This window comes from Pseudomonas mosselii (assembly GCF_003205295.1).
Taxonomy (GTDB): domain Bacteria; phylum Pseudomonadota; class Gammaproteobacteria; order Pseudomonadales; family Pseudomonadaceae; genus Aquipseudomonas; species Aquipseudomonas mosselii_B.
Genome location: NZ_QJRP01000029.1, coordinates 1 through 13,482 on the forward strand (window position 1 = coordinate 1; position 13,482 = coordinate 13,482).

Annotated in this window: 14 protein-coding genes; 7 read left to right on the forward strand and 7 right to left on the reverse strand. The window is 64.3% G+C overall.

Going from position 1 to position 13,482, the window contains the following annotated elements:
• The first annotated feature begins 396 nt into the window (after positions 1-396).
• A complete protein-coding gene (locus tag DMX06_RS20870; protein ID WP_050706787.1) occupies positions 397-666 on the forward strand; it encodes a hypothetical protein in 270 nt (89 codons plus the stop codon).
• An 11-nt stretch (positions 667-677) separates the two neighbouring features.
• On the opposite strand, the gene DMX06_RS20875 is transcribed toward DMX06_RS20870, so the two are convergent.
• From DMX06_RS20875 to DMX06_RS20885, 3 genes are all read right to left on the reverse strand, one after another.
• Positions 678-914: a BrnA antitoxin family protein gene (locus tag DMX06_RS20875; protein WP_023631177.1), complete on the reverse strand. Its 237-nt coding sequence runs from the start codon at positions 912-914 to the stop codon at positions 678-680.
• Entirely contained in the window at positions 889-1,170 is a 282-nt protein-coding gene (locus DMX06_RS20880; RefSeq protein ID WP_110739195.1) for a BrnT family toxin, read from the reverse strand. Before DMX06_RS20880 ends, DMX06_RS20875 begins: the two co-directional genes overlap by 26 nt.
• A 185-nt stretch (positions 1,171-1,355) precedes the next feature.
• Positions 1,356-2,681, reverse strand: coding sequence for a DEAD/DEAH box helicase (locus DMX06_RS20885; RefSeq protein WP_110739151.1), 1,326 nt, complete (start codon positions 2,679-2,681; stop codon positions 1,356-1,358).
• Between the two features lie 142 nt (positions 2,682-2,823).
• On the opposite strand from DMX06_RS20885, the gene DMX06_RS20890 reads away from it, so the two are divergent.
• Entirely contained in the window at positions 2,824-4,125 is a 1,302-nt protein-coding gene (locus DMX06_RS20890; RefSeq protein WP_110739152.1) for a mechanosensitive ion channel family protein, read from the forward strand.
• A 161-nt stretch (positions 4,126-4,286) separates the two neighbouring features.
• Positions 4,287-5,489: an MFS transporter gene (locus tag DMX06_RS20895; protein ID WP_110739153.1), complete on the forward strand. Its 1,203-nt coding sequence runs from the start codon at positions 4,287-4,289 to the stop codon at positions 5,487-5,489.
• Positions 5,490-5,492: 3 nt separating this feature from the next.
• On the opposite strand, the gene DMX06_RS20900 is transcribed toward DMX06_RS20895, so the two are convergent.
• The 3 genes from DMX06_RS20900 to DMX06_RS20915 all read right to left on the reverse strand — a co-directional run bounded on the left by DMX06_RS20900 (position 5,493) and on the right by DMX06_RS20915 (position 7,774).
• Positions 5,493-6,365, reverse strand: a complete 873-nt coding sequence (locus DMX06_RS20900; protein ID WP_110739154.1) for a carboxylate/amino acid/amine transporter — start codon at positions 6,363-6,365, stop codon at positions 5,493-5,495.
• Between the two features lie 383 nt (positions 6,366-6,748).
• A complete protein-coding gene (locus tag DMX06_RS20910) occupies positions 6,749-7,348 on the reverse strand; it encodes an FMN-dependent NADH-azoreductase (RefSeq protein WP_062574818.1) in 600 nt (199 codons plus the stop codon).
• 111 nt (positions 7,349-7,459) lie between these two features.
• Entirely contained in the window at positions 7,460-7,774 is a 315-nt protein-coding gene (locus DMX06_RS20915) for a 3-phosphoglycerate kinase (protein WP_110739155.1), read from the reverse strand.
• A 50-nt stretch (positions 7,775-7,824) separates the two neighbouring features.
• On the opposite strand from DMX06_RS20915, the gene DMX06_RS20920 reads away from it, so the two are divergent.
• From DMX06_RS20920 to DMX06_RS20935, 4 genes are read left to right on the forward strand one after another with little or no spacing between them, the layout of a single operon-like run.
• A complete protein-coding gene (locus DMX06_RS20920) occupies positions 7,825-8,748 on the forward strand; it encodes a LysR family transcriptional regulator (protein ID WP_028693074.1) in 924 nt (307 codons plus the stop codon).
• 13 nt (positions 8,749-8,761) lie between these two features.
• Positions 8,762-9,574, forward strand: coding sequence for an alpha/beta fold hydrolase (locus tag DMX06_RS20925; protein ID WP_110739156.1), 813 nt, complete (start codon positions 8,762-8,764; stop codon positions 9,572-9,574).
• The gene (locus DMX06_RS20930; protein ID WP_062574821.1) at positions 9,568-10,125 is read left to right on the forward strand and encodes a peptidylprolyl isomerase; all 558 of its coding nucleotides are present in this window, start codon (positions 9,568-9,570) and stop codon (positions 10,123-10,125) included. The genes DMX06_RS20925 and DMX06_RS20930 overlap by 7 nt, the downstream gene beginning before the upstream one ends.
• A gap of 51 nt (positions 10,126-10,176) precedes the next feature.
• On the forward strand, positions 10,177-12,009 hold the full coding sequence (locus DMX06_RS20935; RefSeq protein WP_110739157.1) for an ABC transporter ATP-binding protein: 1,833 nt from the start codon (positions 10,177-10,179) through the stop codon (positions 12,007-12,009).
• A 132-nt stretch (positions 12,010-12,141) separates the two neighbouring features.
• Here the strand turns inward: DMX06_RS20935 and DMX06_RS20940 are convergent, their stop codons facing one another.
• Positions 12,142-13,269, reverse strand: a complete 1,128-nt coding sequence (locus DMX06_RS20940) for a GNAT family N-acetyltransferase (protein ID WP_110739158.1) — start codon at positions 13,267-13,269, stop codon at positions 12,142-12,144.
• Positions 13,270-13,482 lie beyond the last annotated feature (213 nt).

Consider the following 13,482-nt stretch of genomic DNA (forward strand, 5'->3'; position numbering starts at 1 on the left):
TCGCCGGTTGCGACTCACCGGGTTCAGCGGCCTTGCCGGGCAGGTTGCGCAGCTCTTCGAGGCGGCGCTGCTGCTCTTCGAGCAGACGGTCCTGGCGGTCGCGGATCAGGTCCTGGTCGCCGGGTGAGGCAGCACGGGCCGTACCCATGGTCGTGCAGGCCAGCAAGGCGGCAAGCATGCAAGCTCGCCCCCGGTTAAAACGCATAGACATCATCCAGTCCCTGGACCACGGAAAAGAGCGCGGGATATTATTTGGCCATCATCATGGCGTCAAATTAATATCGTCAAAAAACCGTGAAATCGTCAAAGGCCCCTTCCAGCAATCACCTGAACTGAACTTCCAGGCAGCCAGACGCCTCCACCGCACTGAATCCACTGGTAACAAGGAGTCGAGGGATGAAACCGTTGCCATGCCTTATCTGCGCGGCCACCCTGCTCTGTGCACAACCCATCTGGGCCTGCACACCGGAAGAGGCCACGCAGAAAAGAGAAGAACTGGCAGGGCTGGTCAGCCAGTTGACCGAACAGAACCCGCGCAAGGCCAAGGAGATAAACGACGAGCTCCAGCACATGGAGCTCGGAACGGCCAGCAAGGACTTGCCGGACAAATGCCAGTTGATCGACAAGCGCATCCAGGAACTTAAAGAAGCGGAAAGGAAAACCTGACCGCGCCAGTGTCAGCGTCGCTGCTGGGCCTGCATGTACTGGCGAAGCAACTGGTTGATGCGGGTCTGGTAGCCGGCCCCCTGTTCCTTGAACCAGGCCAGCACGTCGGCGTCCAGGCGGATGGTCACCGTTTGCTTGGCCGGCACTCGCAGCTCTGCGCGGCGGAAGAAGTCATCGTCGAGTTCGGGGATGTCCGAGGTATCGACCGGGGCTTGGTCTTGCTCACAGCTTCTGGACGGTTTCGACATAGCGCGTTACCTCACATCGTGTGGCTCTTCTGGCGGAAATGATGCGGATCACATCACCCTGCCGTTCGGTGTAGGCGACCACGCTGACCCAGGCATTGATCCAGCCCATGCCGATCCAGCGTGCCTCCGGGTACTCGAATCGCTCATCGCGCAACGCCAGCATCGGCTGGCGGAACATCTCGGGCACGTCGTTAAAGTCGATACCGTGCTTGCGGATGTTGAGCAGGTTCTTGTCCTCGTCCCATTCAAATCGCACGGGACAATCGTATTTACAGCTGTACATACACTACTCCTCCTTGACTGCAGATGCCAGAGGAGTGTGGCGGTCGGGCGGCAAAATGCCCGGGCTGGAATACGGTTTGGGAAACGGGCTACACGCCCTGGGGAAAGAGGTGAAGCAACCCGCCACCGTTGCAGTGGCGGGCTCATGACCGGAGGGGCTTACTCAGCCGCCGGCTTGCGCTTTTTCAGCGGTGCCAGGCCGTCGGAGCTGGCCAGAGGCGCATTGGCCTTCGGCTTGGCGGTAGGCTTTTTCTTGACGGCGCCTTTCTTGTCGGCGCCCGCCTTCTTCTCGCCCTTTTTCTTCTTGCTGCCGGCAGCCTTGCCCGAGGCCTTGACCTTCTTCGGCCCGCTGTAGGTGCCCTTGACCTCCTTGATGACTCGGCGCTCGAACTGCTGCTTGAGGTAGCGCTCGATGCTCGACATCAGGTTCCAGTCGTTGTGGGTGATCAGCGAGATCGCCAGGCCTTCGCCACCGGCACGGCCGGTGCGACCGATACGGTGCACGTACTCGTCACCGCTGCGTGGCATGTCGAAGTTGATCACCAGATCCAGGCCGTCGATATCCAGGCCGCGGGCCGCGACATCGGTGGCCACCAGGACCTTGGAACCGCCGTCCTTGAAACGGTCGATGGCCAGCTTGCGGTCCTTCTGGTCCTTCTCGCCGTGCAGGACGAAAGCCTTGACCTCTTTGGCGACAAGGTGGCCGTAGATACGGTCGGCCAGGGCACGGGTATTGGTGAAGATGATTGCCTTCTGATAGGTCTCGTTGGCCAGCAGCCACTGCACGATCTGTTCTTTGTGCTGGTCGTGGTCGGCGGTAATGATCTGCTGACGGGTACCTTCGGCCAACTGCGAGACACTGTTGAGCATCAGGTGCTCAGGGTCCTTGAGCACTTTACCGATGATATCGCGCAGGGCCGCACCGCCGGTGGTGGCCGAGAACAGCAGGGTCTGTTTGCGGTTCTCGCACTCCTTGCACAGGCGCTCCATGTCTTCGGCAAAGCCCATGTCGAGCATGCGGTCGGCTTCGTCGAGGATCAGCACCTCCACGTGCGAGAGGTCCAGGTTACCGGCATTGAGCTGCTCGAGCAGACGGCCGGGGGTGCCGATCAGCACGTCCGGCACCTTGCGCAGCATGGCGGCCTGTTCCTTGAAGTCTTCACCGCCGGTGACCAGGCCCGACTTGATGTAGGTGAACTGCGAGAACAGTTTCACTTGCTTGAGGGTCTGCTGGGCCAGCTCGCGGGTCGGCAGCAGGATCAGCGCCCGGATCTCCACGCTCGGGCCGCTGCGGTCGACCAGGCGGTTGAGCAGCGGCAGCACGAAGGCGGCAGTCTTGCCGCTGCCGGTCTGCGCCGTCACCCGCAGGTCACGCCCTTGCAGGGCCAGGGGAATGGCCGCTGCCTGCACCGGCGTCGGCTCGACAAATTTCAGCTCGGCCACGGCTTTGAGCAGGCGTTCGTGCAGGGCGAATTGGGAAAACACGGGGTAACCTCGGGCAAGTGCGAAAAATTCAGTTGCATAGGGTAACGTTTTCCGTGGCCAGAACCGAATTTCTTTTGGCAACTTTGCGCCGATCCACGCTCTAATACCCCTTCATACCGCAACACAGACCGCTTTCACGCCCATGGACATCCAACGCTTCTGGCGCGACGCCCTCGATCTCTGGGGCACGCTCGACCAACACCCGCTGTTGCACGCCGCCCTCGGCCTGATCGTGCTGCTGCTGGTCTCGCTGCTGGTCGGCCGCCTCGCACGCTTCCTGATCCTGCACTCCACCCGCCTGCTCGGCCGCCAACAGGCACTCAGGTGGCTGGACGACCTGCGCCACAACAAGGTGTTCCACCGCCTGGCGCAGACCACCCCGTCGCTGGTGGTGCAGTTCGGCCTGAAGCTGGTGCCGGAGCTGTCGGCCACCACCCAGCACTTCCTCGGCAACGTCGCCCTGGCGGTGACCCTGCTGTTCATGACCCGCGCCCTGTCCTGCCTGCTCGATGCGCTACTGGACATCTACGCCCGCAGCGAGCACGCCCGTACCCGCTCGATCAAGGGCTACATGCAACTGGCCAAGATGATGCTGTGGATCTTCGCCGCCATCGTCATCGTCGCCACCCTGATCGACCGCTCGCCGCTGTTGCTGCTGTCGGGCCTGGGCGCCATGTCGGCGGTGCTGCTGTTGGTGTACAAGGACACCCTGCTGTCGTTCGTCGCCAGCGTGCAGTTGACCAGCAACGACATGCTGCATGTCGGCGACTGGATCGAGATGCCCCAGGCCGGTGCCGATGGCGATGTGGTGGACATCACCCTGCACACGGTCAAGGTGCAGAACTTCGACAAGACCATCGTCTCGATCCCCACCTGGCGCCTGATGAGCGAGTCGTTCCGCAACTACCGCGGCATGCAGCAGTCCGGCGGGCGTCGGATCAAGCGCAGTCTGTTCATCGACGCCGCCGGCGTGCGCTTCTTGAGCCCGGACGAAGAACAGCGCCTGGGCCAGGTACGCCTGCTGGGCGACTACCTGGCGCAGAAGCGCCAGGAACTGCATCACTGGAACGAGGCCCTGGGACCGGTGGCGGAGCTTTCGGCCAACCGCCGCAGGCTGACCAATATCGGCACCTTCCGCGCCTTCGCCCTGGCGTACCTGAAGAATCACCCCAACGTGCACCCGAACATGACCTGCATGGTCCGCCAGATGCAGACCACCGCCGAGGGCGTGCCGCTGGAGATCTACTGCTTCACCACCACCACGGTGTGGGCCGAGTACGAGCGCATCCAGGGCGATATCTTCGACTACCTGCTGGCGGTGCTGCCGGAGTTCGGCCTGAGCCTGTACCAGCAGCCGAGCGGTAACGACATGCGTGCGGGGCTGGCGGCCAGGCCGCTGCCTCAAAGCCAGCCACGCAGCCTGGACGCATTGAGCGAGGCCTGACCTTCCAATCGGGGCGCCCGACCGGGCGCCCTTTGCATTGCGCCCCCAAGGCGCACTACCCTAATGTCCTGAACGACGTCATCACGGAAGATCGACGGCCCACTCGCCACGCCCATCCCTGACGCTCGACAGACGCCTGCCACAGCCTTCGTGAGCGAGCCATGCCTCAGGACATTTCCAGCGCTTCACTGCAAGCCGCCCCGCCATCGCCTCGGCGCAAGGCCCTCGCCGCCGCCAGTCTCGCCCATGGCGTGCATGACGGCCTGACCGATGTCATCTACGTGTTGCTGCCACTCTGGCAGGTTGCCTTCGGCCTCAGCTACGCCCAGGTCGGACTGCTGCGCGGCGCCTACGCCGGCATGATGGCGGGCTTTCAACTGCTGGCCAGCAAAGGCGCCCGACGCTGGGGCCGCGAAGCCCTGTTGGTCCGGGGCACGGCGCTGGCCGGGCTGGCCTACCTGCTGGCCGCCCAGGCCAGTGACCTGAGCCTTCTGCTGATCGCCCTGATGCTCGCCGGCCTCGGTGCCAGCACCCAGCACCCGCTGGCCAGCGCGCTGGTCGCCGATGCCTACGAAGGCAGCGGCAAGGTGAAGCAGGCCCTGGCCCAGTACAACTTCGCCGGGGATATCGGCAAGGCGCTTATTCCGGGCCTGGTCGGCCTGGTGCTGGTGTATGTATCGTGGCAGGCCAATGCCACCGCGCTTGGCCTGCTCGGCCTGGGGGCGGCAGCGGCGCTGTGGCGGCTATTGCGTCAGGCGCCGCTGGCAGGGCGAACAACGCGCAAGGCCGCAGCCCACGACAGGGTTGGCTCAAGGTCGGGGCTGGCAGCGCTGATCGCCACCGGCACCCTCGACAGTAGCGTGCGCATGGGGTTTCTGACCTTCCTGCCGTTCCTGCTGCAAAGCAAGGGCGCGACCACTGCGCAGATCGGCCTGGCCCTGACATTGCTGTTCATCGGCGGTGCCTTCGGCAAACTGTTCTGCGGCTACCTGGGCGCTCGATTGGGGCCGGTGCGCACCGTGATCTGTACCGAGCTGCTGACCGCCGGGCTGATCCTGGTGGCGCTGCTGTTGCCCTACCTGCCGTTGATGCTGGTAATGCCTCTGATCGGCGTGGCACTCAACGGCACCTCTTCGGTGCTGACAGGGCTGGTACCGGACTTCGCCGGCCGCGAGCAGCGCGAGCGGGTGTTCGCCTGCTTCTATACCGGCACCGTCGGCGGCGGCGCGCTGGCGCCAGTGCTGATCGGCGCGATATCCGACCACAGCGGGGTGGAACAGGGATTGATGACGCTGGCAGGCGCGCTGCTGCTGACCCTGCCATTGTGCCTGGTCGTGCACACTGGCCTGCCGCGCCGGCATTGATCCTCAAGCTGCTCCCGGCAGCCTCGCGCGCTGGCCACCCAAGCGGCTCAGCCACACCGACGCCAGGATCACCGTACCGCCAATGGCCAGGCGCCCAAGCGGTTCGTCCTGGTTCCAGATCAGCAGGTTGAGCAGCAAGCCCACCGGCACATGCAAGTTGTTCATTACCGCCAGGGTGCCGCCGGAGACCAGGCAGGCGCCCTTGTTCCACCAGTACAGCCCCAGCGCCGTCGGGCACAGGCCGAGGAAAAGCAGCACCAGCCACTGGGTGTCGGTGCTCGGCAAGTGCTGGGCATTGCCGAACAACAGGAAGGCCGGCAATACCACCAGCAACGCGCCCAGGTAGAAATAGCCGAAACGGCGGTAGTGCGGCAGGTCGCTGGGGTGACGGGCCACCAGGTGGCGATACAGTACCTGGCCGGCGGCATAGGTGAAGTTGGCCAGCTGCAGCAGCAGAAAGCCCATGAAGAACTCACCTGTCACCGTGTCGAAGCGGATCACCGCCGCGCCGGCCACCGCCACCAGGGCGGCGAGCAACGCCCAGGGGTTGAAGCGCCGGTTCAGGGCATCCTCGATCAAGGTGACATGCAGCGGGGTGAGGATGGTGAACAGCAGCACCTCCGGTACCGTCAGCACGCGGAAGCTGAGGTAGAGGCAGACATAAGTGATGCCGTATTGCAGCGCGCCGATCAGCAGCATCGAGCGCATGAAGCGCGGCTCGACCTGGCGCCAGCGAGTCAGCGGCAGGAACACCAGCCCGGCCAGGACAACGCGGGCCAGTACGGCGAAGTAGCTGTCGACGTGGCCGGCCAGGTATTCGCCGATCAGGTTGAAGGAGTACGCCTGGATCAGCGCGACGATTATCAGGTAGCCCATGGTTGGCCCTCGTGGATCAAGGCGGGGACCTTAGCGGGTTGGGCTGACCGAGTTCAACCATTGGAAATGTGGGGGCAGTAATGCCCTCTTCGCTGGCAAGCCCACTACCACAGGCCTTGAAAGCAGTGCTTTCTCTGTGGGAGCAACTGCATTGGCCCTTGTGGGAGCGGCCTTGTGTCGCGAAAGGGCCGCATAGCGGCCCCGGCGATCTTTGCATCGACACTGAGTCCGGGGGCCGCTACGCAGCCCTTTCGCGACACAAGGCCGCTCCCACAAGGATCGCGCAAGGCATGAGGTCAGTATAAAAAAGCCCGGCCATGAACTGGCCGGGCAGGCACACCCAAAGGAGCAACAAGGTGTCAGGGTTGGGAATTCGTCGCGGCTCAGGCCACCGCGGCCAGTCTGGCCTTGGCCTGGTTCAGGCCCTTCTCGTGGAACTCGCCGCTCATGTTCAGGCCCTCGGCGTGGATGAAGTCCACATCGTGGATGCCGATGAAGGCCATCACCTGGCGCAGGTAGGGTTCCTGGTGGTCGCTGCTGGCGCCGGCATGGATGCCGCCGCGGGCGGTCAGGACGATGGCGCGCTTGCCGTTGAGCAGGCCCTGCGGCCCGGTCGGGGTGTACTTGAAGGTGATGCCGGCGCGCAGCACGTGGTCCAGCCAGGCTTTCAAGGTGCTGGGGATGGTGAAGTTGTACATCGGCGCGGCCATCACCAGCACGTCGGCAGCCAGCAGTTCGTCGGTCAACGCGTTGGAACGCGCCAGCGCCTCACGCTCGGCGGCGCTACGCTGCTCCTCGGGCTTCATCCAGCCGCCAAGCAGGTTGGCGTCCAGGTGCGGCACGGGGTTCACGGCCAGGTCGCGCACCTTGATCTCGTCGGCCGGATGCGCCGCCTGCCATTGCTGGATGAAATCCAGGGTCAGTTGACGGGAAACGGAATCCTGCTGGCGGGCGCTGCTTTCGATGATCAGTACGCGGGACATGGGGTGCCTCCATCGGCGGTAAAGGGTGGCGATTCGATGGAGGTGAGATTAGTGGTTGACCTATCGATAAAAAAGCGTAAAAAGTGGGATCAACCTATCGATTAATCTGTTTTATTGCGCTTTGCAGTCGAGCACGATGCGCAGCTTGATGATCTGCCGGTTGAACTTGGCGGTGACATCCACGCTCCTGCCGGCGGGCACATTGACCCGGCGCACCCGTGGCGCCTCGGGGCCGTTGCGGAAAGTGACCTTGCACGCCGCCGGCACCTGCCCATAGTTGTTGAGGCTGATCGAGCCAATGTCGTAGGCCGTGTCGTAGGCGGTGTAGTCGACCTTGACCCCGGTCAGGTCCTTTTCCACATCGATCGGGTATGCCATGGCCCCGAGGGGCAGGCACAACAGCAAAGCCGCACAACATTTCTTCATACGGGCGCTCTCCTTGGGAAGAGCGCAGCTTAGGACAACAGGAGCCCTGGATGAAAGCACCGCGCGTTACCCTGGATCAGTGGCGGACCCTGCAGGCAGTGGTCGACCACGGCGGGTTCGCCCAGGCCGCCGAGGCCCTGCACCGTTCGCAGTCGTCGGTGAGCTACACCGTGGCGCGGATGCAGGAGCAACTGGGCGTGCCATTGCTGCGCATCGATGGACGCAAGGCGGTGCTGACCGAGGCCGGCAGCGTGCTGCTGCGCCGTTCGCGGCAACTGGTCAAGCAGGCCAGCCAGCTGGAAGATCTGGCCCACCACATGGAACAGGGCTGGGAGGCCGAAGTGCGCCTGGTGGTCGACGCCGCCTACCCCAGCGCCCGCCTGGTGCGCGCCCTGGCCGCCTTCATGCCGCAGAGCCGCGGCTGCCGGGTACGCCTGCGCGAAGAAGTGCTGTCCGGGGTCGAGGAAGTGCTGCACGAAGGCATCGCCGACCTTGCCATCAGCAGCTTCAACATCGGCGGCTACCTGGGCACCGAGCTGAGCCCGGTGGAGTTCATCGCCGTCGCCCACCCCGAGCACGCGCTGCACCGCATGGGCCGCGAGATCACCTTCCAGGACCTGGAAAGCCAGCTGCAGGTGGTGATCCGCGACTCCGGCCGGGCCCAGCCGCGCGATGTCGGCTGGCTCGGCGCCGAGCAGCGCTGGACGGTCGGCAGCCTGGGCACTGCGGCGACCTTCGTCGGCAGCGGCCTGGGCTTTGCCTGGCTGCCCCGGCACATGATCGAGCGCGAGCTGCGCGAAGGCGTGCTCAAGCCCCTGCCGCTGGATCAGGGTGGCAGCCGCCATCCGCTGTTCTACCTTTACTCGAGCAAGGAAAAGACCCTGGGCCCGGCCACGCAGATCCTCATCGAACTGCTGCGCAACTTCGACACCGCGCCGCTGGACGTGCCCTTCGCAGCCCCCCCGCAAGCCTGAGAGGACCGCGCCCATGGCCTGTTTCGAACATGACGGATGCCTGCTGCATTACGAGGAACACGGCCAGGGCGAGCCCCTGGTGCTGCTGCACGGGCTGGGCTCGAGCAGCCAGGACTGGGAACTGCAGGTACCCGAGCTCAGCCGCCAGTACCGGGTGATCCTCATGGACATCCGCGGCCATGGGCAGTCGTCCAAGCCACGCAAGGGCTACCAGATAAAGACCTTCAGCGAGGATCTATTGGCCTTGCTGCGCCATCTGGACACCGGCCCGGTGCACTTCGTCGGCCTGTCCATGGGCGGCATGCTCGGCTTCCAGTTCGCCGTCGACCACCCCGACTGGCTGCGCAGCCTGTGCATCGTCAACAGCGCCCCCGAGGTCAAGCGCCGCACCCGTAGCGACTGGATCTGGTGGCTCAAGCGCTGGGGCCTGGCGCGCCTGCTCAGTGTCGAGACCGTCGGCAAGGGCCTGGCTGCGCGGCTGTTTCCCAAGCCGGAGCAGGCCGAACTGCGGCGCAAGATGGCCGAGCGCTGGGCGCGCAACGACAAGCGCGCCTACCTCAAGAGCTTCGACGCCATCGTCGACTGGGGCGTGCAGGAACGCATCGGCCAGATCCGCTGTCCGACCCTGGTGATCGCCGCCGACCACGATTACACACCGATACAACTGAAGGAGCGTTACGTCGCCCTGATGCCCAACGCCAGGCTGGCGGTCATCGACGATTCGCGGCACGCTACGCCCCTGGATCAACCCGAACTCTTCAACCGTACCCTGCTGCAGTTCCTCGCAGCAGCTTCCACCTCTCAAGGATCTTTGAGCCCATGCTGAAAAAACTTCTGCTCACCGCCTGCTCGGTCGCCTTCGCCACCAGCGTCATGGCCTCCGACAAGACCCCGCACGTTGAGCTGGTCACCAGTTTCGGCAAGATCGAGATCGAGCTGAACGCAGAAAAAGCACCGATCAGTACCAAGAACTTCCTCCAGTACGTGGACAGCGGCTTCTACAACAACACCATCTTCCACCGCGTGATCCCGGGCTTCATGGTCCAGGGCGGCGGCTTCACCGACCAGATGGTGCAAAAGAGCACCAAGGACCCGATCCGCAACGAAGCGAGCAACGGCCTGCAGAACACCCGCGGCACCCTGTCCATGGCCCGCACCTCCGACCCGAACTCGGCCACCAGCCAGTTCTTCATCAACGTCGCCGACAACGATTTCCTCAACCCGGGCCGCGACCGTGGCTACGCGGTGTTCGGCAAGGTCACCAAGGGCATGGAGGTGGTCGACCAGATCGTCAACTCGCCGACCACCGTCAAGAAAGGCATGCGCGATGTACCGGCGGATCCGGTCTACATCAAGTCGGCCAAACGCATCGATTGATCCCGCGCCGCACAGGGACGTGAGTCGGGTCGAACAGGAGTGTCGTCACCCATGCTGTACCGTCGTTTCGAGCAGTTGATCGACATTTTCCGCGAGGCGCCCAGCGAGGCGCCTCCCGGCAAGGTCTGGCCCTTCTACCTCTACTACCTGCGCCAGGTGTGGCCGAGCTTCCTCGCCCTGCTCATCGTCGGCCTGATCGCCTCGCTGATCGAAGTGGCGCTGTTCAGCTACCTGAGCCGGATCATCGACCTGGCCCAGGGCGCGCCCAACGCCAACTTTTTCAGCGAGCACAGCGGCGAGCTGATCTGGATGCTGGTGGTGGTGCTGGTGCTGCGGCCGGTGTTCTTCGGCCTGCACGACCTGCTGGTGCACCAGACCATCAGCCCGGGCATGACCAGCCTGATCCGCTGGCAGAACCACACCTACGTGCTCAAGCAGAGCCTGAACTTCTTCCAGAGCGACTTCGCCGGGCGCATCGCCCAGCGCATCATGCAAACGGGCAACTCCCTGCGCGATTCGGCGGTGCAGGCGGTAGATGCGCTATGGCACGTGCTGATCTATGCCATCAGTGCGCTGGTGCTGTTCGCCGAGGCCGACTGGCGGCTGATGCTGCCGCTGCTGGTGTGGATCGCCTGCTACATCGGTGCGCTGTACTACTTCGTGCCACGGGTGAAGGAGCGCTCGGTGATTTCTTCCGACGCCCGCTCCAAGCTGATGGGGCGCATCGTCGACGGCTACACCAACATCGCCACGCTCAAGCTGTTCGCCCACACCGACTACGAGCAGCAGTACGCCCGCGAAGCGATCAGCGAGCAGACCGAGAAGACCCAACTGGCCTCACGGGTGATCACCAGCATGGACGTGGTCATCACCTCGCTGAACGGCCTGCTGGTGGTCGCCACCACAGGCCTTGCCCTCTGGTTGTGGAGCCAGTCGCTGATCAGCGTCGGCGCCATCGCCCTGGCCACGGGCCTGGTGATCCGCATCGTCAACATGTCCGGCTGGATCATGTGGGTGGTCAACGGCATCTTCGAGAACATCGGCATGGTCCAGGACGGCCTGCAGACCATCGCCCAGCCGGTCACCGTCAGCGACAGGCCCAATGCCCCGGCGCTCAAGGTCAACCGCGGGGCGGTGCGCTTCGACCATGTCGACTTCCACTATGGCAAGGGCGGCAAGGTGATCGATGCCCTGAACCTGGACATCCGCCCTGGCGAGAAGATCGGCCTGATCGGCCCTTCCGGCGCCGGCAAGTCGACACTGGTCAACCTGCTGCTGCGCCTGTACGACATCGACAGCGGGCGCATCCTCATCGACGGCCAGGACATCGCCGAGGTCAACCAGGCCAGCCTGCGCGCGCAGATCGGCATGATCACCCAGGACACCTCGCTGCTGCACCGCTCGATCCGCGACAACCTGCTGTACGGCCGCCCTCAGGCCAGCGACGAGGAGGTCTGGGAGGCGGTGCGCCGGGCCCGGGCCGACGAGTTCATCCCGCAGCTGTCCGATGCCCAGGGCCGCACCGGCTTCGACGCCCATGTCGGCGAGCGTGGCGTGAAACTCTCCGGTGGCCAGCGCCAGCGTATCGCCATTGCCCGGGTGCTGCTGAAGAACGCGCCGATCCTGATCATGGACGAGGCGACCTCGGCACTGGATTCGGAGGTCGAGGCGGCAATCCAGGAAAGCCTGGAAACGCTGATGCAGGGCAAGACAGTGATCGCCATCGCCCACCGGCTGTCGACCATTGCCCGCATGGACCGGCTGATCGTGCTGGACAAGGGGCATATCGTCGAGAGCGGCAGCCATGCCGAGCTGCTGGCCCAGCGTGGGTTGTATGCGCGGTTGTGGCATCACCAGACCGGGGGGTTTGTCGGCGTCGATTGACCTGTAACACCTTCGCCGGCCTCTTCGCGGGTAAACCCGCTCCCACAGGGGGATCACTGCCATCAGAAACAGTGGTTCTCCTGTGGGAGCGGGTTTACCCGCGAAGAGGCCGTTACAGGCGGAACGACGCCATCAAACCTGGCGATACGGCAATAATCCCCGTGCCTCCTCGACATAGGCCAGTACTCCTTCGCGCTCCTGACGCAAAAAGTCAGCGACCGCCCGGTGCAACCCCGGGTGCAGCAGGTAATGCCACGACCGCGTGATCACAGGCTCGAACCCGCGAATCAGCTTGTGCTCGCCCTGGGCACCGGCATCGAAGCGCTGCAGGCCTTCGCCGATCGCGAAGTCCATGCCCTGGTAGAAACAGGTCTCGAAATGCAGGCGGTCGAATTCGTCCAGGCAACCCCAGTAGCGGCCATACAGGCTATCGCCCCCCACCAGGCTGAAGGCCATCGCCACCTCGCGCCCTTGCTGCCGGGCAATCACAACGCGAATCGCCTCGGGCATGCGCTCGGCCACCAGGCTGAAGAACTCGCGGGTCAGGTACGGCGCCCGTCGCCGTACGGCATAGGTGTTGGCATAGCAGCGGTAGACGAAGTCCCACTGCGCCTCGCTCAGTTCATCGCCGCGGTACCAGGCGAAATCGATCCCCTGCCCCGCCACCTGTTCACGCTCCTTGCGCATCTGCTTGCGCTTGCGTGAGCTGAGGGTGTCGAGAAAGTCCTGGAAGTCCCGGTAACCCCGGTTACGCCAGTGGAACTGGCAACCCAGGCGTTCCAGCCAGCCCGGCTGGCCGGCAATGGCCGTGTCCAGCCCGCTGTCAGTGAAGTTGATGTGCGCCCCCGACAGCCCACCCTTGCCCAGGTACTCGGGAATCGCCTGCAACAGCAGCAGGCCATCGGCTGGATCGGCGGCCAGCAGACGCGGCCCGGCGACCGGGCTGAACGGCACCGCGCCGAGCAGCTTGGGGTAGTAGGCGATGCCCGCGCGCTCACAGGCATCGGCCCAGCCATGGTCGAACACGTACTCGCCGAACGAATGCCATTTGCGGTAGGCCGGCAGCAGCGCCCGCACCTCGCCATCGCGCTCCAGCACCAGGTGTTCGGCGGCCCAGCCGGTGTCGGGTACCACGCTGCCACTGTCTTCCATGGCACTGAGAAAGGCGTGGCGCAGGAACGGCTGGCCGTCGGGCACCAGCGCGTCCCAGGTGGTCGCCGGCAGGTCGCGCAGGTGGGCAAGGCTGTGGAGGCTGGTCACGGTTGCAACTCGCTATGGACAGGGCGCCAGTATTGCCAAAGCCGTCGTGACACACAAATGACGACCTGTTTACTTAACAACAGTGCCACTATTCAGACATTATTCTGTCATTCCCCCCCGCAATACTTGCGCCTGTTTTCCGGAACCCCAGAACCTGTCTAGTCAGGCCCTTTCCGAAGACATGCCAACTCGGGGGCGGGCGCTTGAGCCTCC

Coding starts and splice junctions, on each gene's coding strand:
- DMX06_RS20870 (WP_050706787.1), top strand. CDS start 397: ATGAAACCGTTGCCATGCCTTATCTGCGCGGCCACCCTGCTCTGTGCA.
- DMX06_RS20875 (WP_023631177.1), bottom strand. CDS start 914: ATGTCGAAACCGTCCAGAAGCTGTGAGCAAGACCAAGCCCCGGTCGAT.
- DMX06_RS20890 (WP_110739152.1), top strand. CDS start 2,824: ATGGACATCCAACGCTTCTGGCGCGACGCCCTCGATCTCTGGGGCACG.
- DMX06_RS20895 (WP_110739153.1), top strand. CDS start 4,287: ATGCCTCAGGACATTTCCAGCGCTTCACTGCAAGCCGCCCCGCCATCG.
- DMX06_RS20900 (WP_110739154.1), bottom strand. CDS start 6,365: ATGGGCTACCTGATAATCGTCGCGCTGATCCAGGCGTACTCCTTCAAC.
- DMX06_RS20910 (WP_062574818.1), bottom strand. CDS start 7,348: ATGTCCCGCGTACTGATCATCGAAAGCAGCGCCCGCCAGCAGGATTCC.
- DMX06_RS20915 (WP_110739155.1), bottom strand. CDS start 7,774: ATGAAGAAATGTTGTGCGGCTTTGCTGTTGTGCCTGCCCCTCGGGGCC.
- DMX06_RS20920 (WP_028693074.1), top strand. CDS start 7,825: ATGAAAGCACCGCGCGTTACCCTGGATCAGTGGCGGACCCTGCAGGCA.
- DMX06_RS20925 (WP_110739156.1), top strand. CDS start 8,762: ATGGCCTGTTTCGAACATGACGGATGCCTGCTGCATTACGAGGAACAC.
- DMX06_RS20930 (WP_062574821.1), top strand. CDS start 9,568: ATGCTGAAAAAACTTCTGCTCACCGCCTGCTCGGTCGCCTTCGCCACC.
- DMX06_RS20935 (WP_110739157.1), top strand. CDS start 10,177: ATGCTGTACCGTCGTTTCGAGCAGTTGATCGACATTTTCCGCGAGGCG.